The sequence below is a fragment of the Sphingobium sp. genome, assembly GCA_023266575.1.
Taxonomy (GTDB): Bacteria; Pseudomonadota; Alphaproteobacteria; order Sphingomonadales; family Sphingomonadaceae; genus Sphingobium.
Genome location: JAHFPV010000014.1, coordinates 78,757 through 102,582 on the forward strand (window position 1 = coordinate 78,757; position 23,826 = coordinate 102,582).

Genomic DNA, 23,826 nt, shown 5'->3' on the forward strand with positions numbered 1-23,826 from the left:
ATATCCCATTTGCGCAAGTCGATCCGACTTTTCCAAACGTGATTCATGCGCGATATGACTTTTAATCCAACTATGTTAGGTCATGTGGATGAATAAATTGACCCAAACAGTCGATCTGGATGATTTCGATCGCAAGATCGTCGCCGCTTTGGTGGAGGATGGGCGGATGACCGTTACCGATCTGGCGGGGGCAGTCGGGCTGTCCAAGACGCCCTGCCAGATGCGGCTGCGACGGTTGCAGGAGAGCGGGGTGATCCGGGGATTCCGGGCGATGGTCGATCCGGCCAAGCTGGGGATGGACCATGTGGCCTTTGCCGAGGTCAAGCTGTCCGACACGCGCGAAAGCGTGCTGGCCGAGTTTAACGACGCTGTGCGGCGCATCCCCGAAGTCGAGGAATGTCATATGATCGCCAGCAGTTTCGACTATCTGCTCAAGGTGCGGACGGCGGACATCAGGCGCTATCGCACCGTGCTGGGCGAGAAGATTTCCAGCCTGCCGCATGTCGCCAGCACATCGACCTTCGTGGCGATGGAAACGGTGTTGGAGGCAGGCGGCAGGCGGAAATAGCTGGCGTTAGGCGGGCCGGAAGGTGGCCAGCGCTGCGCGGGCGCCGTCTGTTTCCAGAATGGTCAGCCAGCGGATCAGCGCGTCGCGGAAGTGCGGGTTCGCGCCCAGAGCTGGTGGAACCACCGCGTCGAAGGCGAGGATGGCTGCGACCCGATCCTGCGTCGTGCTTGCCGCGCCGAGGGCTGCGACGATGGGCGTCGCCAGCGGATCGTCCACGATATGGGGCTGGCCCAGATCATCCTGTCCCGCCTGCCAGCGGACCCATGCGGCGACGGCTAGCGCAAGGGCATCGATCCCCTGCCCCGCCGCTAGTCGCGCGGCGATGGTGGCGAGGAGGCGCTGAGGCAGTTTCTGCGATCCGTCCATCGCGATCTGGCGGGTGCGGTGGCGCAGCGTGGGATTGTCGAAACGGGCCATCAACTCGCGGCGATAGGCGGCGACGTCCAGTTCCGCCGGGGGCGACAGGGTGGTTTCCGCTTCGTCCCACAGCGCTTCGACGAAGATACGCGCTTCTGGCAAAGCGAGGACGTCATGGACATGGTCGATCGCCGCGAGACCACCCAGATAGGCGATGCCGCTATGCGCGCCGTTGAGCAGGCGGAGCTTGGCTTCCTCCCATGGCGCGACGGCGGCGGTGATCTGAACCCCTGCGCCGAAATTCGGGCGCGGGCCGCAGAATTTATCCTCGATCACCCACTGGATGAACGGTTCGGTCTTGACCATCGCCTGATCCTCGACACCCAGACGGGCGGTCAGGGCGGCGATATCGTCCGGCGTGGTCGCGGGAACGATGCGGTCCACCATCGTTTCGGGAAAAGCGCCTTCCGCCGCGATCCAGTCGGCCAGCATGGCGTCATGGCGGCGGGCTAGCGCCAGTACGGCGTTGCGCAGGCGGGTGCCATTGTGGGGGAGATTGTCGCAGCTGATCGCGGTGAAGGGGGCAAGTCCCGCCGCCTTGCGCTGTGCCAAGGCCGCGACGAGATAGCCGGGCGCGGTTTGGGGGGCGTCGAGCGAGACGAGATCGGCGGCGAGTTGCGCATCATCCTCGATCAGCGCGCCGGTCGCCGGGTCGAGCTTATAGCCCTTCTCGGTGATGGTGAGCGTGACGATATGGGTGTCAGGCGAGGCCAGCGCGGCGATGAGCGCCTGCGGGTCTTGCGGGGCGACGATGACGTCCTGCACCGCACCGATGATGCGCGCCTGCTCCGACCCGCCATCGCGCACCAGCATGGTGTAGAGGCCATCCTGCGGCACCATCTGGTCACGCACCGACGGGGAGCGGAGCGATGCGGCGGTGATGCCCCAGCGCAGATCGCCTGCGTTCAGGGCATTATCGAACACCACCGCCTGATGCGCGCGGTGGAACGCGCCGATGCCCAGATGGACGACGCCGGCCTTCACCTGCGCGCGGTCATAGCCGGGGCGGATGACGTCGGCGGGCAGACTGGCGAGCGTCTGGCTCGACAGGCGGCTCACAGCTTGTAGGCCTGCTTGACGAGGTCATAGGCGAGCGCGCGGGCGACTTCGAACGCTTCATCCTCTTCCATGCGATGTTCGACGACCAGCTGCGCCAGCCAGCCGCAATCCATGCGGCGGGCGACGTCATGGCGCGCGGGGATCGACAGGAAGGCGCGGGTGTCGTCGTTGAAGCCGACCGTATTGTAGAAGCCGCCCGTCTCGGTCGCACGCTCGCGGAAGCGGCGCATCCCTTCCGGGCTGTCATGGAACCACCAGGGCGGGCCAAGCTTGAGCGCGGGATAATGGCCCGCCAGCGGCGCGAGTTCGCGCGAATAGACATCCTCGTCCAGGGTGAAGAGGATCAGCGTCAGGCGCGGGTCGGTGCCGTAGAGGTCGAGCAAGGGCTTCAATGCCTTCACAAATTCCCCGGCGGTCGGGATGTCGGCACCCTTATCCTTGCCGAAGCGTGCCAGCACGGCGGCATTATGGTTGCGGTGGACGCCGGGATGCAGCTGCATCACCATGCCGTCGGCGATCGACATGCGCGCCATTTCGGTGAGCATATGGCCGCGGAACAGTTCGGCCTCCGCCGCGCTTACCGGGCCGCTGGTGACTTTGGCATAGAGCGCCTCAATCTCCGCGCGGGGCAGATTGGCGGTGAAGGCGGACGGGTGGCCATGGTCGGTCGAGGTCGCGCCAGCCGCGCGGAAGTCGGCGCGGCGCTTTTCATGGGCGCGCAGATAGCCGGCGAAGCTGGCGGCATCCTCGCCTGCCATGGCGCAGAAGCGCTGGACATTGGCGATGAATTTGGGGTCGTCGGGGTCCAGCACCGGATCGGGGCGATAGGCGGTGACGACCTTGCCGTTCCAATCGCTGGCGCGGATCGCGCGGTGATGGTCGAGCGGGTCGAGCGGACCTTCGGTCGTGGCTATGACTTCGATATTGTAGCGATCGAACAAGGCGCGCGGGCGGAAAGCCGGGGTTTTCAGCGCCGCGTCGATAATGTCGTAATAATGGTCGGCGGTCTCCGCCTCCAGCCGCACGGTGATGCCGAACGCTTCGGCGAACACCCAGTCGAGCCACATGCGCGAGGGCGTGCCGCGAAACAGATGATAATTGGCGGCGAAGATGTGCCAGATGGCGCGCGGATCGCTGGCGGTCGGACTGCCATCGACGGTCGGCACGCCCAGATCTTCCAGCTCGACGCCCTGGCTGAACAACATGCGGAACACATAATGATCCGGCACGATCAGCAACTCTGCCGGATTGGCGAACGGCTCGTCATAGGCGAACCAGCGCGGATCGGTATGGCCATGGGGCGAGACGATCGGCAGATCCTTAACGCTGGCATAGAGCGCGCGGGCGATGTCGCGGGTGCGCGGTTCGGCCGGGAACAGGCGATCCGGGTGCAGGACGAGTGGCTTAGGCAAGAATCAGGCTCCTTTGACGCCTGCTATGCCAGCGGTGGCAAAGAACTGAAAGCGTCGAAGCCAGGGAAATTTTGCGATGCTCGCAACTCTACGGCAATGCCCCCGGTCAGATGTAGTCACAGCGGGATCATTTTACGCTTCGCGATGGGGGGAAGATCAGGCTACGACCCTGACGATGATCTACTTCTCACGACAAGGCCTGACCCTTTGAGCGACAGCAGAGCGTCCCGCCGCCAGCGCAACGCGCCTACGATCAATGATGTGGCGCACCATGCCGGGGTGTCGGCGATGACGGTATCGCGTGTGATCAATGGCGAACAGGCGGTTCGTCCGGCGACGCGCGCCAAAGTGGATGCGGCGATTGCGGCGCTCAATTATGCGCCAAGCCCTGCGGCGCGCAGCCTGGCGGGTGGCGAGGAAATGCGGATCGGCCTGCTCTACAGCAATCCGTCCGCTTCTTATCTGAGCGAATTTCTGGTCGGCAGCCTGGAACAGGCCAGCCGCAGCGGCGTCCATCTGGTGGTCGAAAAATGGGATGAGGAAACCGCCGTCAAGTCGGTGATCGATCATCTGTTGCGCGGGCGGATCGACGGGGTGGTCCTGCCGCCGCCGCTATGCGATCTGGACGCCATGGCGGAGGCTCTGGCTGCCGCCAACATCGCTGCCGTTGCCGTCGCCACGGGCCGATCAGGCGGTAATCTGGCTGCGGTGCGGATCGACGATCGGCAGGCCGCCTATGAGATGACCCACCATCTGATCGCGCTGGGCCATAACCGCATCGGCTTTATCAAGGGCCACCCCAACCAGAGCGCCAGCATCCGGCGGCTGGAGGGCTATGTCGCGGCGCTGGGCGATGCCGGTATTGCCGTGCAGGACGAATATATCGCGCAAGGCTATTTCACCTATCGGTCCGGGCTGGACGCGGCCGAACAGATATTGGCGCTGGCAGAGCCGCCGACCGCGATCTTTGCCAGCAACGACGATATGGCAGCGGCGACCGTGGCGATTGCCCATCGGAACGGGCTGGACGTGCCGGGTGACCTGACCGTTTGCGGCTTTGACGACACGTCGCTGGCGACGACGATCTGGCCGGAACTGACGACGATTCGCCAGCCGATCAGCGCGATGTCGCGCGCGGCGGTGGAGGTGCTGGTGCAGATGCTGCGCGCGCGGCGAAGCAAAATGGAGGCAGAACCGGCGCATCTGGTGATGGAGCATCAGCTGATCCGGCGGCAGTCGGACGCACCGCCACGGGTGCGGCCGAAAGTAGGTGGAGTTTAACACCATCCGTTCGTTTCGAGCGAAGTCGAGAAACGCCAAGCGCTGTGCCAGACGTTTCTCGACACGCTCGAAACGAACGGATGTTGGATAGTTACGCTTCGCCGAACACCCGGCGGAAAATCGTGTCGACCTGCTTGAAATGATAATCGAGGTTGAACTTGTCCTCAATCTCCGCGACCGGCAGCGCGGCGGTGACGTCAGTGTCGGCCTTGAGCAGTTCCAGTAGCGAAAGCTGGCCGTCCGATTCCCACACCTTCATCGCGTTGCGCTGGACATAGCGGTAGCTGTCCTCGCGGCTGACGCCCGCCTGGGTGAGGGCCAGAAGGACGCGCTGCGAGTGGACAAGGCCGCCCATCTTGTCGAGATTCTTCATCATCCGCTCAGGATAGATGAGCAGCTTGTCGATCACGCCGGTCAGGCGACCGAGCGCGAAGTCGAGTGTGATGGTCGCGTCGGGGCCGAAGAAGCGCTCGACCGACGAATGGCTGATGTCGCGTTCGTGCCAGAGGGCGACATTTTCCAGCGCGGGGACGACAGCGGCGCGGACGACGCGGGCGAGGCCGGTCAGGTTTTCGGTCAGCACAGGATTGCGCTTGTGCGGCATCGCCGACGAGCCCTTCTGGCCGGGCGAGAAATATTCCTCCGCCTCCAGCACTTCGGTGCGCTGAAGGTGGCGGACCTCGACGGCCAGACGCTCGATCGAGCTGGCAATAACGCCCAGCGTCGCAAAGAACATGGCGTGGCGATCGCGCGGGATCACCTGGGTGGAGACCGGCTCGATGGCGAGGCCGAGTTTCTCGGCAACATGTTCTTCGACGGCGGGATCGATATTGGCGAACGTGCCGACCGCGCCGGAAATGGCGCAGGTGGCAACTTCGGCGCGGGCGGCGATCAGGCGGGCCTTGCAGCGGCTGAACTCGGCATAGGCTTCGGCCATTTTGAGGCCGAAGGTGACGGGTTCGGCATGGATGCCATGGCTGCGGCCGATGGTGGGCGTCAGCTTATGTTCAAAGGCGCGGCGCTTGATGACCCCCAGCAGCTGGTCGAGATCCTCGATCAGGATGTCCGACGCACGGGCGAGCTGGACCGCAAGGCAGGTGTCCAGCACGTCGGAGCTGGTCATGCCCTGATGCATGAAGCGGGCTTCGTCGCCCACCTGTTCGGCCACCCAGGTCAGGAAGGCGATGACATCATGCTTGGTGACCGCCTCGATCGCGTCGATCGCGGCGACGTCGATAACCGGGTTGGTCGCCCACCAGTCCCACAGCGCCTTGGCCGCCGATGGCGGCACCACGCCCAGTTCGCCCAGCTTCTCGGTCGCGTGCGCCTCAATCTCGAACCAGATTTTGAAGCGGGCTTCCGGTTCCCAGAGGGCGGTCATTGCGGGACGGGAATAGCGGGGGACCATGGGCGAATCCTGCATAGGAGAGGGATAAGGTGCCGCGCGCCTAGCAGCGTCCTTGCGCCGGGGCAAATCGCGCCGATGTCATCAAAGAAAATGAAGATAATGGCCTCAACTGGTCGCACTTTGCACAGCAAAGACAGTCGAATTGAGCGGATTCCCAAGACAAGCCGTTGAACATGAACGGATATTCAGGAACATTGACGGGTTATCAGTCATTATCCCTCCGTCATTCAACGCCGGGCAGAGCAAGTTTTCACTGTTCCGGCTTAAGTAACCGAGGAGATTGTCATGATCCGCACGCTTCTAGTCACGACCGCCCTTGCCATTGCCGCCCCCGCCATGGCGCAGCAGACTGCAACGCCCCAGAGTGCGACACCTGCAGCGCCAGCGGAAGCGCAGACAGCAACGCCTGAAGCGGCCACTCCGGCAACCCCGGCGACGCCCGCTAACCCGACCAATGCGGTTGCGTCGATCGTCGATACCGAATTTCCGGCCTATGACGCCAATAGCGACGGCCAGCTCGACCAGTCCGAATTTTCCAAATGGATGGTCGCGCTGAAGGATCAGGAAATGAAGGCGACAGGCAAGACGCTGCCCGCCGAGCAGGTGACCGCTTGGGCCAATGGCGCGTTCACCACGGCGGACGCCGACAAGAGCGTGTCGGTCAGCAAGCCGGAACTGGTCACCTATCTGAGCGGTGGCGCCGGATAAGTTGACGCAGTTATACTCCCCGTCGCGAAGGACGGAGAAGAAGAGCCCGTAAGGGTCGCAAAAATGGGCGGTATGGTGCGAAGGCCATGCCGCCCTTTTTGCGTCGGCGGGATTTAGCTGCGCTTGCGGGTGTAGAGCAGGGCCGCGACGATCGCGGCCGAGCCGATGCCGACAGCTGCGCCGGTCCAGGCGGCCTTGCCTGCGGATTTTCGGGCCGCGCTGGCAAGATCGCTCTTGTCGTCAGCGGGTACTGCGGGGGTGGCGGATGAGGCGTCGGTGTCCGGCGCGGTCTTTTCAATTTTGCTCATGACATCAATAGCTATGCCGTAAAGCGGCGGCGGGGAAAAGATGAAAGGCAGTTTTGTGACCACCATCGGTCGCAATTGTCGCTGCGCACCGATTGCCCCTGCCCTGCCCCTTGACTTCCGTGCATCAGCATTGTTGGTAGCGCTATCAAGTATAAACTGCCAGGAGTTGATGATGCCGGTGGACATGAGCCTGTCCGATTGCCTGCCCGCCGATTGGCGCGATGGCCTGTTTATCGGTCGCGTGCTGCGCGCCGAAGGACCAAGCCCCCTGCTGGTGGCTCAGGGCATCGCCTATGATATGAGCCGGGTCGCGCCGACCGTGGCGCAGCTGATCGAGAAGCTGCCGGTGTCGCCGGATGCTGGTGAAGCGTTGGGCGCGCTCGACGCGCTGGACCTGCCGCTGCTCAGCCCGGTCGACCTGCAATGCGTCAAGGCGTGCGGCGTGACCTTCGCCCTGTCAGCGATCGAGCGGGTGATCGAGGAACGGGCGCGCGGTGATTCGGGCGCGGCGGCGGCCATTCGCGGCCGGCTGGAGGAGCGGGTCGGCGGCTCCATCCGCGCGGTCGTCCCCGGATCGAGCGAAGCGGCGGCGCTCAAGGCCGCGCTGATCGAGGATGGGTTGTGGTCGCAATATCTGGAGGTCGCGATCGGCCCCGATGCTGAGGTGTTCACCAAGGCGCCGGTGCTGGCGACCGTTGGGGCTGGCGCGGATATCGGCATCCGGTCCGATTCGACCTGGAACAATCCCGAACCCGAAATCGTGCTGATCGTCGATGCGGGCGGCATGGCAGTCGGCGCGACGCTGGGCAATGACGTCAATCTGCGCGATTTTGAGGGGCGCTCCGCACTGCTGCTGGGCAAGGCGAAGGATAATAATGCGTCCTGCGCGCTGGGGCCGCTGATCCGCCTGTTCGACGACAGCTTCACGATCGACGATGTGCGCAATGCCGAGGTCGGGCTGACCATCGACGGACCGGAAGGCTATCGGCTGGACGGGCGCAGCAGCATGAACCAGATCAGCCGCGACCCGCTGGAACTGGTGCGCCAGACGCTGAGCGAACATCAATATCCCGACGGGTTCGCGCTGCTCCTGGGGACATTGTTCGCGCCGGTGCAGGATCGCGACGATCCGGGGCGCGGCTTTACCCATAAGGTCGGCGATATCGTCACCATCGCGACGCCGCGTCTGGGCAGGCTGGTCAATCGGGTCGTGACATCAAAAGATGCCGTGCCATGGACCTGGGGGCTGAGCGCGCTGATGACCAATCTGGCGCAGCGCGGCCTGCTGGCAAAGAGGGACGCGGCATGAGCCGGGCCATCTATCCCAGCCTGGCGGGCAAACGCGTGTTCATTTCGGGCGGCGGCAGCGGCATTGGCGAAGGACTTGTCGAGGGCTTTGTTGCGCAGGGGGCGCGCGTCGCCTTTTGCGATATTGCGCAGGCGGAAAGCGAGGCGCTGGTCGCGCGGTTGGACGGCGCTGCCTTCGCGCCGGTCTTTCACCATATCGACCTGCGCGACATTGATGCCGTGCAGGCGATGATCGGACAGGTGGAGGCAGAGCTTGGCGGCATCGATATCCTGATCAACAACGCCGCCAATGACGACCGGCACAGTATCAACGAGGTCACCCCCGCCTATTGGGACGAGCGGATGGCGGTGAACCTGCGCCACCTGTTCTTTGCGGCACAGGCGGCCGTCCCGGCGATGAAGCGTGCAGGCGGCGGGGTGATCCTGAATTTCGGGTCGATCAGCTGGCATCTCGCCCTGCCCGATCTGGTGCTGTACCAGACCGCCAAGGCCGCGATCGAGGGGCTGACACGCAGTCTGGCCCGCGATCTGGGGCGCGACAATATCCGCGTCAACACCATCATTCCGGGCAATGTCAAAACCCCGCGCCAGATGAAATGGTACACGCCCGAAGGCGAGGCGGAGATCGTCGCCGCGCAATGCCTGGACGGGCGGATCATGCCGGTCGATGTTGCTGCGCTGGCGCTGTTCCTGGCGTCGGACGATGCGCGTTACTGCACCGGCCATGATTATTTTATCGATGCCGGGTGGCGCTGACGCGGCACAACCGGATTATCGTAACGATATAAAACGGGAAGGACGCACGAGGATGAGTGAGGGCAGCGCGGAGAAGGTCAATATGGCCTTTATCGCCGCGATCGTTGCGGTAGCGACGATTGGCGGGTTCATGTTCGGCTATGACAGCGGGGTCATCAACGGCACGCAAAAGGGGCTGGAAAGCGCCTTTGACCTGGGCAAGCTCGGCATTGGCGTCAATGTCGGGGCTATTCTGGTCGGGTCGTCCATCGGTGCTTTTGGTGCGGGGCGGATGGCGGACATGATCGGGCGGCGTGGCGTCATGATGCTCGCCGCCATCCTGTTTCTGGTCAGCGCGCTGCTGGCTGGGGCAGCCGGGTCGTCGGCCATTTTCATCTTCGCGCGGATCATCGGCGGGCTGGGCGTGGGCGCGGCGAGCGTCATTTCGCCGGTCTATATTTCCGAAGTGACCCCGGCGGCGGTGCGCGGGCGGCTGTCGAGCATACAGCAGGTCATGATCATTTCCGGCCTGACCGGCGCGTTCGTCGCCAATTTCGCTCTGGCCCGTTACGCTGGCAGCTCCACCGCGCCGCTATGGCTGGATTATACGGCATGGCGCTGGATGTTCTGGTTGCAGGCAATCCCGGCAGCCATCTATTTCGTCGCCTTGCTCTTCATCCCCGAAAGCCCGCGCTATCTGGTCGCGCGTGGGCGCGAAACGCAAGCGCAGGCGGTGCTGACCCGACTGTTCGGTGCGCAGGAAGCGGCGCGCAAGGTGGTGGAGATTCGCGACAGCCTGGCCGCCGACCATCATCGCCCCAAATTGTCCGACCTGATCGACAAGAGCAGCGGCAACATCCGCCCGATCGTGTGGACCGGCATTGGGCTGGCCGTGTTCCAGCAGCTGGTCGGCATCAATGTTGTCTTTTATTACGGCGCGACCTTGTGGGAAGCGGTCGGCTTTTCCGAAGATAATGCGTTGCAGATCAACATTTTGTCGGGCGTGCTGTCGATCGGTGCCTGTCTGGGGTCGATGCTGCTGATCGACCGGATCGGTCGCAAGCCGCTGCTGCTGATCGGATCGGCGGGCATGGCGGTGACGCTGGCGATCGTCGCCTATGCCTTTTCCACCGCGGTCACCGGGGCGGATGGCGGGGTCAGCCTGCCGGGGCATAATGGCCTGATCGCCCTGATCGCCGCCAATCTCTATGTGATCTTCTTCAACATGAGCTGGGGACCGATCATGTGGGTGATGCTGGGCGAGATGTTCCCGAACCAGATTCGCGGATCGGGGCTGGCGGTCGCTGGCTTTGCCCAGTGGATCGCCAATGCCGCCATTTCGGTCAGCTTTCCCGCACTGGCGGTGTCGCCGGGGCTGGTCATGACCTATAGCGGCTATGCCCTGTTTGCGGCGATCTCCTACTTTTTCGTGCGCAAGATGGTGCAGGAAACCAAGGGCCGCGAGCTTGAGGATATGGTCGGCTGAGCGGCGGGCCGGTCCTTTTACGGGTGGGGGCGCTGGAAGCGGCGCTCTCCCCTGCTGGCGGCGGATCGCTGCTGTGGTTGCGCCATGGCGGCTTGGATGTTCTGCGGCGCGCGCCGGTGGACTGCCGCGATCCGCTGGGCATGGCCAGTTTTCCGCTGGTCCCCTATGCCAACCGGATCGCGCACGGGCGCTTTGCCTTTGCCGGGCGGGACTATCAACTGCCATGCAATTTCGGCGATCATCCGCACAGCATTCATGGCACGGGATGGCAGGCGGCTTGGGAGATCGTGGAACAGAGCGCGGACGCGGTGCGGCTGGTGCAGGATCATGATGGCGGGGCGGACTGGCCATGGGCCTATCGCGCCGAGCAGTATGTGGAAGTGCGGCCCGACGCGATCGATATGCGCCTGATGCTGACCAACAGGAGCGACACGGCGATGCCAGCGGGGCTGGGCTTCCATCCCTATTTTCTGGCCGATGCAGGCACGCAATTGCAGTTTGCCGCGACCAGCCTGTGGCTGGCGACGCCCGACATGCTGCCCGACCGGGAAGTGGCGGCTGACGCGCTGGGCGACTGGTCGCGCGGGGCCGGGGTGATGGGCGATACGCTGATCGACAATGTCTATGCCGGCTGGGACGGATGCGCGACGATCGTACGCGGCGACGGCACGCGCATCGTCCTGACCGCCAGCGGCGCGGACTGGCTGCATGTCTATCGCCCGCCCGGTTCCGTCGATTTCTGTATCGAGCCGGTGAGCCATTGTCCCGACGCGATAAACCGGGCGGGCGGCATGGCCGTGCTGGCGCCGGGCGCCTCCACGCAGCTGTCGATGACGATCGCCATCGACAAAAGCGATCAGACGCTTCCGAAAAGCGACGGGATCGCCTAAGCTGCCCCGGTTGACCAGCAAGAGGATATGCCGATGCAATTTTTGCGGACCGCCTTCTGGGTCGTGATCGCCGTCGCCCTCGCCTTTTTCTGCATGGCGAATTATGTGCCCGTGACCGTCCGCCTGTGGGGCGACATGGTGATGGAAACCAAATTGCCGGTGCTGCTGATCGGCGCGTTTCTGCTGGGCGCGCTGCCCTTCTGGATCATGGCACGTGCGACGCGCTGGCGATTGAAGCGGCGGCTGGACAGCGCCGAGCGCGCCTTGGCCGTGACGGCGAGCGCCACGCCGCCGCCCGTTACCACCCCGCCAATCACGCCTGACACCTCCATCCCATCCCTTCCCCCCCTCAACCCCGCAGGACCCGTATGAGCAGCCCCCTTTATGTCGCGATCGACACGCCGGACCTTGGCAAGGCGCAAAATCTGGCGCAGCAGGTGCGTCATCATGTCGGCGGGCTGAAACTGGGGCTCGAATTTTTCTGCGCTAATGGCCATCATGGCGTGCATGAGATGATGAAGTTCGGCCTGCCGATCTTCCTCGATCTGAAACTGCACGATATTCCCAATACGGTGGCCAAGGCGGTGCAGGCATTGCACCTGCTGGAACCGGCGATCCTGACCGTCCATGCCGCGGGCGGGCGGGCTATGCTCGAGGATGCCAAGGCCGCGGCAGGCATCAAGACCAAGGTGGTGGCCGTGACGGTACTGACCAGTCTGGACGATGCCGACCTGCTCGAGATTGGCGTGGGCGGCAAGGCAGAGGATCAGGTGCGGCGGCTGGCCGATCTGGCGCAAAATGCCGGGCTGGACGGGATCGTCTGTTCGGGCGAGGAAGTCGCGATGGTCAAGAAACATTGGTCCGACGGCTTCTTCGTCGTGCCGGGCGTGCGACCCGCAGGGGGCGCGATGGGCGACCAGAAGCGCGCGGTGACGCCGCGACAGGCGCTGGATCGCGGCGCGTCCATCCTGGTCGTCGGACGGCCGATCAGCCTGGCGGAAAATCCCGATCTTGCCGCGCGTGAGATTGAGGCGACGCTATAAAAAACGGGGCAGGATTTCTCCCGCCCCGCCCTGTTTTTAGAAGCGCCAGCCGACGCTGGCCACGACCTGATGCCGGTCGGTGTCGATGTCGAATTCGCTGCTCGTTGCACCGTCCATATAATCGATATGGGCGCTGTCATATTTGGAGTAGCGATATTCCACCTTGGCAAAGGTGTTCTGGTTGATCGCGCGTTCCACGCCGCCACCGATGCGCCAGCCGTCCAGCTTGAACGCTGTGTCTGTGGTTTCGTCGCTGTCGCCAGCCAGCACGTTGAGCTTGGTGTTGGTATAGCCGCCCTTCACATAGACCAGCGTATTGGGGTTGGCGAGAATGCCTGCGCGCGCGCCGACATAGAGGTCACGGCCCTGGCTGACGCGACCGAAACCGAACTGGTCGGTCAGGTCGAAACGGTCACTCTTGGCAGTGGAGTCGGTATATTCGCCCTCGACGCCAACGACAGCGCTGCCCAGATTGATGTCGTAACCAGCGCCAACGCCGTAGAGCAGGCCGTCGATCGACTGGTCGTCGCGGCCATTATTATTGTCTACATCGCTGCCGGCACCGACATGGTCATAGCCCAAAATCGCTTCGACGCGGGGACCGGTGAAGGTCGGGCCGACGTCCTGTGCCAGAGCAGGTGAGGCGACCGCGGTTCCGGCCAAAAGGGTTGCGACCACTAACTTACGCATATGCTTAACTCCAATTGTCATTCACGCCCCGCAGGGGTGAGACGTTGAAGTCCGGGCAAAGCCGTTGGTTGCATGAACCTAAGATAAACAAAGACTTATGTTGCCAAATTGGCACAGTCGCGACCGTCTCGTCCCGATATTGTGGGCTGAAAAGGACGAGCCGATGGAACCCGCTCAGCACTCCACCACGTTGACGGCCAGCCCGCCGAGCGATGTTTCCTTGTAGCGGCTGGCCATGTCCTCGCCGGTCTGGCGCATGGTTTCGATGACCGCGTCAAGGCTGACGATATGGCGGCCATCGCCCTGGAGCGCGAGATAGGCGGCGTTGATCGCCTTGACCGCGCCCATCGTATTGCGTTCGATGCAGGGGATCTGGACGAGGCCGCCGATCGGGTCGCAGGTGAGGCCCAGATTATGTTCCATGCCGATTTCGGCGGCGTTCTCGATTTGCCCGTTGGTGCCGCCCAGCACGGCGGCTAGGCCCGCTGCGGCCATGGAGCAAGCGACGCCGACTTCGCCCTGACAGCCCATTTCAGCGGCCGAGATGGACGCGCGTTTCTTGTAGAGGAAGCCGATGGCGGCGGCGGTGAGCAGGAAGCGCCGCTCGCCATCGCGATCCGCGCCGGGGACGAAGCGGCGATAATAATGCAGCACTGCGGGGATCACCCCCGCCGCGCCATTGGTGGGGGCGGTGACGACACGGCCACCGGCGGCATTTTCCTCATTCACCGCCAGCGCGAACAGGCTGACCCATTCGAAAATCTGTGCCGGGCCAAGCGCGTCCTGTTGCAGGCGCAGCCGCTGGTGGATCGCCATGGCACGGCGGCGGACTTTGAGGCCACCGGGCAGCAGCCCTTCCTGCGCCATGCCGCGATCGATCGAGGCGCTCATCGCGTCGATCACGCTGTCGAGGAAGGCATCGGTGTCTGCCTGCACCCGCCATGCGCCTTCGTTGCGCAGGACCAGCGTGGCGATGGAGAGGCCGGTCGCCTCCCCCTGTGCCAGCATTTCCGCGCCGGAGGAGAAGGGATAGGGCTGGACGATATTATGGCCGAGCGGCGCGTCAGGCTGGGGGCTGCCGGGCAGGACCGCGCCGCCGCCGATGGAGTAATAATCCTGCACCTGCGGATCTTCCTGCCCCTCGAACCAGGCGGAAAAACGCATTCCATTGCTGTGCGCTTCGAGAAATTCGCCCTTGTGGAAGATGAGGTCGCGCGCTTCCTCAAATGCGATCCAGTCCTCGCCCGACCGGATGCGGCCATCGTCGCGGATGGCGCGCAGGATCGCGGGGATGGCATCGGGATCGACGCTTTCCGGGCTGTAGCCGGACAGACCGAGCAGGATCGCGCTGTCGGTCGCATGGCCATGGCCGGTCAGCGCGAGCGAGCCATAGAGATCACAGCGGACGCGGACAGGCCGGGCGGGCAGCGATTCCATGAACATCAGCGCCGCGCGCATCGGGCCGACCGTGTGCGAGCTGGACGGGCCGATGCCGATGGTGAACAGGTCCATGACGCTGATCGCAGCGGCAGCGTCGATGCGGGACTTGGTCACGATCAATAATCCTTCGACACGCGCACGTTGGCGCTTTCGCGGCCCAGGGTCGAGATGGCGCCGAGCAGAGAGAGCCAGCGCGTGACCTGATATTCGATCCGAGTGGCGCTATAGCCCTGTCCGTCGGTGATCAGTTCGACATAGGTTTTGCGGGTCAGATATTTGCCCGCCGCGATCGACGTCCCCTGCCCCTGTGTCGGATCGGCAGCGATGATGCGCAGCCGGTCTAGGCCCGCCGCCTTGCGCACCGCATTGATCGGGTCCAGCCCGCCGCCGCCCTGCAATGATCCGACGGCCGAGGCGAGTTGCAAGGCTTCGGGCGCGGACAGGTTGGTGATGGAGGTGCCGAAGAGGATGCGGGAGAGCAATTCATCCTGCGGCAGCGCGGGGACGCTGGTGAAGGTGATCTCCGGTTTCAGGCCCGTGCCGCCGACATGGATGGTGGCGGTCAGATCGCTGACGTCGGCCTGCGCGTCGATGTCCAGCGTCGGGTTGACCGGCGTCTTGCCGTCAAACTGGATGCGGCCTTCGCGCAGGTCGAACCGGCGCCCGGCAAATTCATAGCCGCCACGCACCAGCTCCGCCCGGCCTGCAATCGCCGGACTGGTGACGGTGCCGCCAATGTCGAGATCGGCGCGCCATTCGCTGTCCAGGCCAAGGCCAGTGACGGTCAGGCGGTTGCGCGCGCGCGCCTTGATCGCCAATGCCCAGGGGACATTGGTGCGGACCCGCTCAACCTCCTCGCCGCGGCGGTTGATTTCGGTCACGGCGAGTTCGGGGATTTGCGCAACGGCAGCGGCACGGCCCAGGGTGAAGCGGCTCTTGTTGAGGGTCAGGTCGCCGCCGATCGTCCCGCCCACGCCGTCGGAGCGCAAGGTGATAGGCCCGGTGACGGTCGCGGCAATATCGTCCCGCTCCAGCAGCGCGGCATTGTCCGCCTGCATCGCCAGGTCCATGCCGACGCCCGCTATGCCGTTGAAGGTGAAGCGACCTGTGCCGTTGACCGATCCGCCATTTTGCGCGGTGGCGGCGAAGCTGGAGATAACCAGCTGGTCGCCGGAAAAGCGCCCGCCCGCCTTGACATTTTTCAGGCGCATTCCGGTGACGGGACTGTTGATCGCGGCATTGTCGGTCGCCAGCGATCCCGTGATTTGCGGGTTGCCCAGCGTGCCGCGCATGTCGGCGGAGACGTTGACCGGGCCGCCAATGTCGACAATCTCCACGCCGGTCAGCCGCCACAGCGTGTCCGCCGTGCCACCGTAACGCAGCTGCGCGAAGAAAGGCGCGCGGTTCAAGCGTTCGACCAGACCGCCTTCGCGACCCAACGGGTTGAGCAACGCCTGCGCCCGCCCGATCGTCTTGCCATCGGCGACGAAGATCATGCGGGTAGCAAGGCGATCGGCAGTCAGCGCGGCGTTGAGGCCGACATCGACCGGTCGGGAACTCAATGACAGGCCCGACCGCGACAGGCCACGGATGCGCAGCTCTGCCGTGCCGGTGGGCAGGCCACCGCCACGCGGCTGGGCATAGCTTAATGACCCGGTCGCCGTGCCGCCCAGCCCAAGATTGTCATAGCCAATGTCGAGCAGGGCGAGCGGCAATTTCTGCATCCGCGCCTCGACATGGGTGGAGGTGCTGCCCAGCTCACCCGCCAGTTGCAGCGATCCGCCCGCATAGCTGATGGTCGCGGGCGACAGTTTCCAGCCATCGTCGGTGCGGGTCAGCAGGGCGGCGCGGGTCAGGCGGATGGGGCGCTTGTCGATCGTGCCGCCAGCGGTCAGGCGGATGCGGTCGGCATCGACCTGCGCTTCGCCCTGTATGTCGAAGATGCGGCCGCGCTGGCCCGACAGGCTGCCGCGTATCTTGCCCCGCCCATCGACCAGATCGGCATTGGCGGCAAAGCGCCCCAGCAGCACCCCGCCGACACGCAAACCGCGCGCCTGCGCCGTCGCGGTCAGGGTGGTGCGGGACGGATCGAGCAGCATCGTCGCATCCAGCGTGCCGCGACGCACCGCGATGACCGTCGGCCCGTCGAAACTGGCGTCGTTGGCGGTCAGCTTGAGCTGGACCTGCTGGATCGCATTGACAGGCTTCAGGCTGATATAGCCGGTGACCGGACCATTGACGGCCAATTGCCCATCAAGCCCGCCGGTCACCGGGCGAATGTCGCCGCTGGCGGTGACGCCGGACACGTCGATCCGGACGATGCGCACGACCGCCTGCCCGCCCTGCGGCAACAGGATGATGCCGCGCCCGGTGAAGGGACCAAGGGTCGATCCACCGCCAGCGGTATAGCTGTAACCGGTCGCATCGGGGATCAGCTTCGCGCGCACGTCGCGCAGGCCCAGCGATTTCATCGGGCTGGCGAGCAGCAGGTCGATGGTCGGGCGATCGATCTTGCCATCCAGCGTCAGCCTGACCGGGCCATATTGACCGTGCCGCCCCTGCCCCTCCAGATGCAGCGTGCCGTCGCGGTGGCGCAGGCCATTGCCGCTAAATGTCAGCAAAGGCGCGTCGAGCCGCAAATTGGTGAGCGCCAACTGCCCGTCGGGCCGGAGCGCAAGCGCACTGCGCACGGTCGGCAGGCCGCCGCCCAGCGTGCGCAGAAATTCATTGTCCAGCCGCCGCACCCGCGCCAGCGCATTGCCGCTGAGGCCAAAGCTGCCATTGGGACCGGGCACCGCGCGCAGCTTGGAGGTCAGGTCGACAATGCCGAGGCCGCGAATGGCAAGGCCGTTGATCTGGCCATCCAGCCCGAAATCATAACGGCCCGTCTTGAGGTCGGCGAGCATGACCAGCTTGCCGCGCAGCTTGTCCGACCGCACGTCCATCGGGTTGCTGACGATCTGCTGGCCGTTCAGCTGAAGGACGCCATCGAGCGCGAAATTGCGGATGATGCCCTCGACCAGTTCGCCCTGCCCGTCGAGCCGCGCGGCGCGCAGGCGCAGCGGGATCAGCGCCGGGCCATTTTCCGCCCGCCGTCCCTTGCCATCCATGCGCACAGTGCTGATCAACGTCTTGTCAAAGGCCAGTTGGCGGGCGGTGAGCAGATATTCATAGCCCAAAGTCGCAAAGGGGCCGTCGAGGCGGATCTTCGCCGCGACATCCTGACCGCGCATAGTTTTGAGCAAGGCCTGCGGGCGGGCGAGCTTCAGCTGCACCAGCATATTGTCGAGCGCGCTGTTGCGCAGGTCGATCGCGCCGTCCGCGTCCAGATCGATCGCGGCGGAGCGCAGCCAGAGACGACCGTCAATCACCCGATCGACCATAGTGCCATTGGCGCGGACAGCGAGGCGCGGCGCGGCGAGACGCTGGACCAGCCCGGTGCCTGCGATCGCGCCGCCCTCGATCGAGCCACGGGCGGAATAAGCGCCGCTGCGTGCGGCGAGGACGAAGTCGGCGAGCGGCTGGCTGTCGAGCGTGGCGGACAGGCGCCCGTCCCAGCGGCTCCAGCCGCCCTTGCCGCCGATGCGCAGATTGGCATCCTGTTTCAGGCCCGCCATGGCCGCCAGCACGCCGCCTTTGGGCGCGTTGACGGTGACGTCGAGGCGGAAGCGGTCATTATCGGGGCGGCTGTCGAGCGCGATGGTCAGCGCGTCCTGCCCGTCGATGACGCGGGCGGTCAGATCAATGATCGCGCGGCCACCGCGAATGTCGGCGTCGCCCGCCATCGTCGCCTGCTGCACCCGGCCCGTGATGCCCGGCGCAATCGTCAGCTGCCCGACCGAAAATTGCATCAGGCGAATGTCGAAACCGGGCAGGATCGGCCCCTGTTTCAGGCTGGGATTGAGTTTGGGCAATTTGTGCAGGGTGGCGCGCGGGATGACCAGCCGGTCGATATCCAGCCGGTTATAGGCCCAGGCGAAGGGCCACCAGTCCAGCTCCACCCGTGGCGCGTCGAAAAAACGGCCCCTGGGGTCGGACAGGGTCAGATTGTGCAGGACCGCCTTGCGATAGATGCTGCCGTCGATGCGGTCGACCTGGATGCGCAGGCCCGATGGCGGCTTGATCGTCGCGATCCGGCTGATGAGGAAGCGATGGCCCGACGAGGTATCGAGCCACGCCAGCGCGCCGACGATTATCAGCAGCAGCGATGCGACGATGCCGACCAGCCAGCGCTGCCAGCGCCCGTCCCAGGCGCGGCGGCGATGCGGCTTGGTGGCGGGGGCGTCGTCCGCCATCAGAAGGCCTGCCCCAGAGACACATAGACAGCGACGCGCGGGTCGCCCTTTTGCGGGTTGATCGGCGTGCCAACGTCGATGCGGATCGGGCCGAAGCTGCTATAGTAACGTAGGCCAAGCCCGGTACCGATGCGCAGGTCGCGGAAGCGCGGCAGGAAGGTGGTGGAGATATTACCCGCGTCCACGAACGGCACGACGCCGAAATTGCCAAAGCGCACCCGCGCCTCCAGCGAAAATTCAGCCAGGCTCTTGCCGCCGACCGGATCGTCATCGACGCCGAAGCGCGGGCCGATCGCCTGATAGCCATAGCCGCGCACCGACGCGCCGCCACCGGCATAGAAACGGCGCGACGGCGCGATCTGGTCGACCGTAGAGCCAAGGATGGTGCCAAAGCGCGCGCGGGCCGCGACCACCAGCTTTTCGCCCATCGGCTGGTAGATACTGCCATCGACCTGCACCTTGGCATAGCCGAAGGTCTTGTCCTGAAAGGAGAGTTCGGGGCTGAGCCGGCCACCCAGGCGAAAGCCTTTGGTGGGGTTGAGCAGATCGTCGCTGCCGTCATAGGTCAGGCTCAAGGGGATCGCGCCGATCAGGAAGGTGCGGCGCGCGCCCCCGCTGAAGGCATCGGCTTCGTCCGACGCGATCAGTTCCGCACCGAAACGCCAGACCCAGTCCTTCTGAAACAAGATGTTGGTCTGCCGCTCCAGCCCGCCCGACAGGGTGATGGTGCGCGCATCATAGGCGTCGCGCTTGATGTTGCTGACCGACAGCAGGCCAGTCAGCACATTGTCGCGGCGGTGGAAATTGTTGCGCCGATAGGTGAAGGAAGCGGTCTGTTCCTGGGTGCCGACGACACCGCGCACCGTCACCGCGCCTTCGGGCGGGAAGAAGTTGCGATGCTGCCAGCTGACTTCGGCGCGATAGCCTTCGCCCGTGCCATAGCCCAGCTGACCCGCAATGGTGCGCAGCGGTGCAGGGCGGACATCGACGGCGAGATCGACATGGGTGCCATCGCCTGCCTCTTTGGGCGTCAGGCTGACCGAGGAGACCAGGCCGGTCGCGACAATGGCGCGGCGCAAATCCTCGACATCCGACACCTTGTAAGGATCGCCGGGATCGAAGCGGGCGATTTCCTGAACATGGTGGGCGCTGAACAATTTTTCGTCATTCAGACGGATCGCGCCAAAGCTGCGATAGCCGCCGGGCGTGACGATGATGTCGAGGTCGCCCTTGCGCTCCTCATGGTCGATCCGCACTTCGGGTTCATCGACCCTGGCGAAGGGAAAGCCGGTTTCGGCCAGCACCGCCGACAGCGCGTCGCGCCCGGCCAGGATCGCATCGGCATCGACCGGATCGCCGACCTTGGGCGGGAATGCGGCGCGCAGTTGCGCTTCCTTGTCGCCCGTTTCGGCGAGACCGGTGAGGTCAACCGATTCGAGCAGATATTGCGGGCCGGGGGTGATGTCGAAGCTGACCGCCAGCCGGTCGCTGCCTGCGGGCGGCGCGGCGACGGCGCCCCGGATGCGCGCGGCATAATAGCCCTTGGCGCGCAGCAGCCGGTCGATCAGCTCGTCATCCTCTTTGATCCGACGGTTGATCTGCGCCAGGTTGGCGGCCTTGCCCTCCCCCTGCCGCAGTGCGGACAATTCGTCGAAGCGCAGCTTGAAGGTGGCGTCGGCGATCGTGTCAACGCCGGTAAGCTGGACGGTATAGCGCCGTTCCTCCCCTGCGTCGGCGAAGGTCGCAGCTTCCTCGACCGGTTCGACCGGCGCGCTGGCATCGGGCGCAGCGTCAGGCGTTGCCACCTGCACGTCAGCCGGATCGTCGGGCAGCGGCTTGACGCTATCTTCTTGCCCCAGGTCGGGCCAGTCCAGGCCGATGTCGGGCATGGTGTCGAGCGACTGGTCGATGTCCGGCATGGCGTCTGGCGGCATGACGGACTGCGCCAGCGCACCGCCCGGACAAGCGAGCAGCATCGGAACAAGCAGGAGCCGTGCGGGGTGCGGGCGGCCAGAAGGGCGGCGAAAGGTCCGCAAACCATGGATCATCGCGATGGTCTAGACCAAGTGCGGGCGAAAGCGCCAGCCTTAGAAAGCGAAGAATGCGGCCAAATGCGGGACCGCGATCAGAAGGCGCTGTGCAGCCGGTCGATCAGCGCGCGGGCCGGGTTGGCATCCTTGACCGTGGCCGGACCCATCATCAGGTCCATCCGGTCCTGCAACCGGGCAACCCGGTCATATAATTCCTGGCTCGCGTCGATCAGCGATCGAGCCATGAAGGGGAAACCGGCAGCAAGTTCAGGTGCCGTCTGGGTCGCGCGGCCCAGCCGATATTTCTCGTCCGACAAGTCCGCGTCGCCAATCTCGCCACGCTGCCACGCCCGCTGGCTGAGCAGCCAGGCGATGATGTGCATCAGGCGGGTGGTCACTTTAAGCGATTCGCAGGCGAAGGAGACGCGGCGCAGCGGATCGTTCATCCCTTCGTCGGTGCTGGTGCTGCCATCGAAATAGGACCGCGCCTCGTCAGCCATGACCATGGCTTCGAGATAAAGGCCGTCGACCAGTCGGCGGTGAAGGCCACGATCCAGAAAGGCTGCGCTTTGCATGGAGGATGAGTGACATATTATCGCAACCTTGTCAGGCCCGCCGGTGCGCTTTTAGCGCGCGCTGTCCCATTCAGGGTCGGTTAGCCCGGCGTTAACCACAATATTCCGACATAGAAACGAATTTACGCAATGATGTCCGGCACCAATGCGTCCTCCAGCTGGGCGATTTCGTCGCGCAGGCGCAGCTTGCGTTTCTTGAACCGGGCAATCTGCATCTGGTCACCCGCCCCTGCCGCCATCAGCACGGCGATCGCGCTGTCGAGGTCGCGATGCTCCACCCGCAACAGCTCCAGTCGGCGCATAATATCTTCCCGGCTCACTGCGCCCCCGATCCGTCAACCATGCTCGTCATATGCCCTGATAACCCGCCGCCCGGATGCGGGCCATCGCAAAATTTTCTCATTCAGGCGCAGGGCGCGAATCAGGGCGAGACAAGCCGAATATTTCATGATCTACTTCGTCATCCATCACCCCTCATCTGGAGAATGTTATGGAAAACAGCCACATTTCAGCTCTTTCTGCCAAGCACGCAGGTATCGACGCCCGAATCAAGGCGGAGACGAGTCGGCCCATGCCCGACGCTATTTTGGTCGCTTCGCTCAAGAAGCAGAAATTGCGGTTGAAGGAAGAACTGGAAGCGCAGCACTAAGCAGCGGTGCGCGATACGGAAGGAGGTTGAGACGCGGCGGCAGCAGACTGCCGGTCCGGCCGTTCCCGATCATTCCGGCCCTTATCGTTCAGACAGTAAAACGCCCCGCAACCCGTTGGTTGGCGGGGCTTTTTACAGTCTGGCCGATGAATGCCTGGTTGGATCAGCGGCGCGGGATGCTGCGCTGGTGCGCTCGCAGATAATCGGGCACCGCCTGCGGCACGGCGCCGGTCGAGACCGGCTTGCGCGCCAGTTGCGGGTCGATCGGTTCGTCAAAGGACAGGCCAATCTTGTCCGCGCGCGCCCAGGCAACGATGCCCGTCATCTTGCCGATGCCCCGCAGTTCAAATTCCACCCTGGTGCCCGCAGGAACGCCACGTTCGCAATCGGCCATCAGGCCGGTGGCCGACAGGTTGCGCACGCGGGCCTTGCCCAGCGGCGCACCTTCGGGCGTCATGAAGCTGGTGAGCAGGAACAGGCTGTCACGCGGCGCGGAGCGTGCCGGTCCCCGATCGGAAGATTCCTGTTCGTCGTTCATGCCAAGACCCGCGAATAAAATGCCAGATAATTGGTGGGCATTATAGTCGCGGGGGAATGGAGAAAGGGTTAATCGTCGCGGGAGATCTTCTCTTGCCGCTCGTGTCGTTCCTGCGCCTCGACCGTCATCGTCGCGATCGGCCGGGCTTCCAGTCGGCCGAGCGAAATCGGTTCGCCGGTGACTTCGCAATAGCCATATTCGCCATCCTCGATCCGGCGGAGCGCCGCCTCGATCTTGGAAATCAGCTTGCGCTGGCGGTCGCGGGTGCGCAGCTCGATCGACCAGTCGGTCTCGCTGGATGCACGATCGTTGAGGTCAGGTTCGCGCAGCGGTTCGTTCTGGAGGACGGCCAGCGTCCCTTCCGCTTCGGCGTGGATCTGCTTCTTCCAGTCCCACAGCCGCTGCCGGAAATATTCCAGCTGAAGCGGGTTCATGAATTCCTCATCGGCGGACGGCCGGTAATCAGCAGGAAGTTCGACAGTCGATTTGGGCGGCTTGTCGCCGTCTTTATCGGAATTCAGGACCGATGCCATCTGGCTCTCCGACTCGGAGGACGCCGGCGCTTAACGTCCGGGCGCCCATGACTTTTCATTGAGGGCGCCTCATAGCGACGGGCGCAGGGCGACACAAGCGGGCAATCTTGCGCGTCCTCTTCATTCTGTCCGATTTCGCGGAAGGTCGCTGGCCTGCCCTGCCGAGTCCGGCCAGCCGGGCAAAGGGGCGAAACATGCCAAGCGATTTTTACCCGGCACGCGCCAGTCGTTCCATAGTGGGACGTTAACCATTTCCCTTGGGAAGAAGGCAGGATTTCCCTCGACTTGACCATCACATTCAGGGTTAACACCGTTGCAGTTAACGCTTTCTTTTGCGTTCTTGCGCATAGGAAGTTCCGAGCAGCCCTTCATTGGATAACGCCAATGCCGGGTTGCAGGACAACAAGATGAAGAGTGGACCCTATGTCGGTACGGATGGCTTTGGCTAAATTG

Annotated in this window: 22 protein-coding genes; 10 read left to right on the plus strand and 12 right to left on the minus strand. The window is 64.3% G+C overall.

Annotation, left to right across the window (positions count from 1 at the left end; translation table 11 throughout):
* Positions 1-88: 88 nt before the first annotated feature.
* Positions 89-568: an Lrp/AsnC family transcriptional regulator gene (locus Q0D44_RS14115; RefSeq protein WP_294137255.1), complete on the plus strand. Its 480-nt coding sequence runs from the start codon at positions 89-91 to the stop codon at positions 566-568.
* A 6-nt stretch (positions 569-574) separates the two neighbouring features.
* Here the strand turns inward: Q0D44_RS14115 and Q0D44_RS14120 are convergent, their stop codons facing one another.
* Together Q0D44_RS14120 and uxaC are read right to left on the minus strand one after the other, a co-directional pair.
* Complete coding sequence (locus Q0D44_RS14120; RefSeq protein ID WP_294137256.1) at positions 575-2,044, minus strand: mannitol dehydrogenase family protein; 1,470 nt, start codon at positions 2,042-2,044, stop codon at positions 575-577.
* Positions 2,041-3,456, minus strand: coding sequence for a glucuronate isomerase (gene uxaC, locus Q0D44_RS14125; RefSeq protein WP_294137257.1), 1,416 nt, complete (start codon positions 3,454-3,456; stop codon positions 2,041-2,043). The genes Q0D44_RS14120 and uxaC overlap by 4 nt, the downstream gene beginning before the upstream one ends.
* Positions 3,457-3,663: 207 nt before the next feature.
* Here uxaC and Q0D44_RS14130 point away from each other — a divergent pair, with 207 nt between their 5' ends.
* A complete protein-coding gene (locus Q0D44_RS14130; RefSeq protein ID WP_294137258.1) occupies positions 3,664-4,737 on the plus strand; it encodes a LacI family DNA-binding transcriptional regulator in 1,074 nt (357 codons plus the stop codon).
* A 91-nt stretch (positions 4,738-4,828) separates the two neighbouring features.
* Here the strand turns inward: Q0D44_RS14130 and purB are convergent, their stop codons facing one another.
* Positions 4,829-6,145: an adenylosuccinate lyase gene (purB, locus tag Q0D44_RS14135; protein WP_294137259.1), complete on the minus strand. Its 1,317-nt coding sequence runs from the start codon at positions 6,143-6,145 to the stop codon at positions 4,829-4,831.
* 285 nt (positions 6,146-6,430) lie between these two features.
* On the opposite strand from purB, the gene Q0D44_RS14140 reads away from it, so the two are divergent.
* Complete coding sequence (locus tag Q0D44_RS14140; RefSeq protein WP_294137261.1) at positions 6,431-6,853, plus strand: EF-hand domain-containing protein; 423 nt, start codon at positions 6,431-6,433, stop codon at positions 6,851-6,853.
* Between the two features lie 113 nt (positions 6,854-6,966).
* Here the strand turns inward: Q0D44_RS14140 and Q0D44_RS14145 are convergent, their stop codons facing one another.
* The gene (locus tag Q0D44_RS14145) at positions 6,967-7,347 is read right to left on the minus strand and encodes a hypothetical protein (RefSeq protein WP_294137262.1); all 381 of its coding nucleotides are present in this window, start codon (positions 7,345-7,347) and stop codon (positions 6,967-6,969) included.
* Here Q0D44_RS14145 and Q0D44_RS14150 point away from each other — a divergent pair.
* The 6 genes from Q0D44_RS14150 to pyrF are packed head-to-tail and all read left to right on the plus strand — an operon-like array spanning position 7,334 to position 12,623.
* Positions 7,334-8,470 carry a fumarylacetoacetate hydrolase family protein gene (locus Q0D44_RS14150; protein WP_294137332.1) on the plus strand — a complete coding sequence of 379 codons (1,137 nt, stop codon included), beginning with the start codon at positions 7,334-7,336 and terminating at the stop codon, positions 8,468-8,470. The genes Q0D44_RS14145 and Q0D44_RS14150 overlap by 14 nt on opposite strands.
* Positions 8,467-9,225, plus strand: coding sequence for an SDR family oxidoreductase (locus Q0D44_RS14155; protein ID WP_294137264.1), 759 nt, complete (start codon positions 8,467-8,469; stop codon positions 9,223-9,225). The genes Q0D44_RS14150 and Q0D44_RS14155 overlap by 4 nt, the downstream gene beginning before the upstream one ends.
* Positions 9,226-9,277: 52 nt before the next feature.
* On the plus strand, positions 9,278-10,690 hold the full coding sequence (locus Q0D44_RS14160; RefSeq protein WP_294137266.1) for a sugar porter family MFS transporter: 1,413 nt from the start codon (positions 9,278-9,280) through the stop codon (positions 10,688-10,690).
* 32 nt (positions 10,691-10,722) lie between these two features.
* On the plus strand, positions 10,723-11,580 hold the full coding sequence (locus Q0D44_RS14165) for an aldose 1-epimerase (RefSeq protein ID WP_366009601.1): 858 nt from the start codon (positions 10,723-10,725) through the stop codon (positions 11,578-11,580).
* A gap of 33 nt (positions 11,581-11,613) precedes the next feature.
* On the plus strand, positions 11,614-11,952 hold the full coding sequence (locus tag Q0D44_RS14170; protein ID WP_294137270.1) for a LapA family protein: 339 nt from the start codon (positions 11,614-11,616) through the stop codon (positions 11,950-11,952).
* Positions 11,949-12,623 carry an orotidine-5'-phosphate decarboxylase gene (pyrF, locus tag Q0D44_RS14175; protein WP_294137271.1) on the plus strand — a complete coding sequence of 225 codons (675 nt, stop codon included), beginning with the start codon at positions 11,949-11,951 and terminating at the stop codon, positions 12,621-12,623. Before Q0D44_RS14170 ends, pyrF begins: the two co-directional genes overlap by 4 nt.
* A gap of 36 nt (positions 12,624-12,659) precedes the next feature.
* Here the strand turns inward: pyrF and Q0D44_RS14180 are convergent, their stop codons facing one another.
* The 6 genes from Q0D44_RS14180 to Q0D44_RS14205 all read right to left on the minus strand — a co-directional run bounded on the left by Q0D44_RS14180 (position 12,660) and on the right by Q0D44_RS14205 (position 21,955).
* Positions 12,660-13,313, minus strand: a complete 654-nt coding sequence (locus tag Q0D44_RS14180; RefSeq protein WP_294137273.1) for a porin family protein — start codon at positions 13,311-13,313, stop codon at positions 12,660-12,662.
* A 174-nt stretch (positions 13,314-13,487) separates the two neighbouring features.
* Positions 13,488-14,867 carry an L-serine ammonia-lyase gene (locus tag Q0D44_RS14185; RefSeq protein WP_294137275.1) on the minus strand — a complete coding sequence of 460 codons (1,380 nt, stop codon included), beginning with the start codon at positions 14,865-14,867 and terminating at the stop codon, positions 13,488-13,490.
* 2 nt (positions 14,868-14,869) lie between these two features.
* Positions 14,870-19,048 carry a translocation/assembly module TamB domain-containing protein gene (locus Q0D44_RS14190; RefSeq protein WP_294137278.1) on the minus strand — a complete coding sequence of 1,393 codons (4,179 nt, stop codon included), beginning with the start codon at positions 19,046-19,048 and terminating at the stop codon, positions 14,870-14,872.
* A complete protein-coding gene (locus Q0D44_RS14195; RefSeq protein WP_294137279.1) occupies positions 19,048-21,096 on the minus strand; it encodes an autotransporter assembly complex family protein in 2,049 nt (682 codons plus the stop codon). The genes Q0D44_RS14190 and Q0D44_RS14195 overlap by 1 nt, the downstream gene beginning before the upstream one ends.
* Before the next feature lie 77 nt (positions 21,097-21,173).
* Positions 21,174-21,653: a DUF1465 family protein gene (locus tag Q0D44_RS14200; protein WP_217672043.1), complete on the minus strand. Its 480-nt coding sequence runs from the start codon at positions 21,651-21,653 to the stop codon at positions 21,174-21,176.
* 122 nt (positions 21,654-21,775) lie between these two features.
* Positions 21,776-21,955 (minus strand): DUF465 domain-containing protein, encoded by a 180-nt coding sequence (locus Q0D44_RS14205; RefSeq protein WP_037492337.1) that lies wholly within the window; start codon positions 21,953-21,955, stop codon positions 21,776-21,778.
* Positions 21,956-22,143: 188 nt separating this feature from the next.
* Here Q0D44_RS14205 and Q0D44_RS14210 point away from each other — a divergent pair, with 188 nt between their 5' ends.
* The gene (locus Q0D44_RS14210) at positions 22,144-22,302 is read left to right on the plus strand and encodes a YdcH family protein (RefSeq protein WP_006966541.1); all 159 of its coding nucleotides are present in this window, start codon (positions 22,144-22,146) and stop codon (positions 22,300-22,302) included.
* A 163-nt stretch (positions 22,303-22,465) separates the two neighbouring features.
* Here Q0D44_RS14210 and Q0D44_RS14215 read toward each other — a convergent pair whose 3' ends face one another.
* Entirely contained in the window at positions 22,466-22,840 is a 375-nt protein-coding gene (locus tag Q0D44_RS14215; protein ID WP_294137291.1) for a PilZ domain-containing protein, read from the minus strand.
* Positions 22,841-22,908: 68 nt separating this feature from the next.
* Complete coding sequence (gene dksA, locus Q0D44_RS14220) at positions 22,909-23,373, minus strand: RNA polymerase-binding protein DksA (protein WP_006966545.1); 465 nt, start codon at positions 23,371-23,373, stop codon at positions 22,909-22,911.
* Positions 23,374-23,826 lie beyond the last annotated feature (453 nt).

What these genes read in the sequence shown, in the direction of transcription:
- Q0D44_RS14115 (WP_294137255.1), top strand. Translation starts at nt 89, where the DNA reads ATGAATAAATTGACCCAAACAGTCGATCTGGATGATTTCGATCGCAAG.
- purB (WP_294137259.1), bottom strand. Translation starts at nt 6,145, where the DNA reads ATGGTCCCCCGCTATTCCCGTCCCGCAATGACCGCCCTCTGGGAACCG.
- Q0D44_RS14140 (WP_294137261.1), top strand. Translation starts at nt 6,431, where the DNA reads ATGATCCGCACGCTTCTAGTCACGACCGCCCTTGCCATTGCCGCCCCC.
- Q0D44_RS14150 (WP_294137332.1), top strand. Translation starts at nt 7,334, where the DNA reads ATGCCGGTGGACATGAGCCTGTCCGATTGCCTGCCCGCCGATTGGCGC.
- Q0D44_RS14145 (WP_294137262.1), bottom strand. Translation starts at nt 7,347, where the DNA reads ATGTCCACCGGCATCATCAACTCCTGGCAGTTTATACTTGATAGCGCT.
- Q0D44_RS14155 (WP_294137264.1), top strand. Translation starts at nt 8,467, where the DNA reads ATGAGCCGGGCCATCTATCCCAGCCTGGCGGGCAAACGCGTGTTCATT.
- Q0D44_RS14160 (WP_294137266.1), top strand. Translation starts at nt 9,278, where the DNA reads ATGAGTGAGGGCAGCGCGGAGAAGGTCAATATGGCCTTTATCGCCGCG.
- Q0D44_RS14170 (WP_294137270.1), top strand. Translation starts at nt 11,614, where the DNA reads ATGCAATTTTTGCGGACCGCCTTCTGGGTCGTGATCGCCGTCGCCCTC.
- pyrF (WP_294137271.1), top strand. Translation starts at nt 11,949, where the DNA reads ATGAGCAGCCCCCTTTATGTCGCGATCGACACGCCGGACCTTGGCAAG.
- Q0D44_RS14180 (WP_294137273.1), bottom strand. Translation starts at nt 13,313, where the DNA reads ATGCGTAAGTTAGTGGTCGCAACCCTTTTGGCCGGAACCGCGGTCGCC.
- Q0D44_RS14190 (WP_294137278.1), bottom strand. Translation starts at nt 19,048, where the DNA reads ATGGCGGACGACGCCCCCGCCACCAAGCCGCATCGCCGCCGCGCCTGG.
- Q0D44_RS14195 (WP_294137279.1), bottom strand. Translation starts at nt 21,096, where the DNA reads ATGATCCATGGTTTGCGGACCTTTCGCCGCCCTTCTGGCCGCCCGCAC.
- Q0D44_RS14200 (WP_217672043.1), bottom strand. Translation starts at nt 21,653, where the DNA reads ATGCAAAGCGCAGCCTTTCTGGATCGTGGCCTTCACCGCCGACTGGTC.
- Q0D44_RS14205 (WP_037492337.1), bottom strand. Translation starts at nt 21,955, where the DNA reads ATGCGCCGACTGGAGCTGTTGCGGGTGGAGCATCGCGACCTCGACAGC.
- Q0D44_RS14210 (WP_006966541.1), top strand. Translation starts at nt 22,144, where the DNA reads ATGGAAAACAGCCACATTTCAGCTCTTTCTGCCAAGCACGCAGGTATC.
- Q0D44_RS14215 (WP_294137291.1), bottom strand. Translation starts at nt 22,840, where the DNA reads ATGAACGACGAACAGGAATCTTCCGATCGGGGACCGGCACGCTCCGCG.
- dksA (WP_006966545.1), bottom strand. Translation starts at nt 23,373, where the DNA reads ATGGCATCGGTCCTGAATTCCGATAAAGACGGCGACAAGCCGCCCAAA.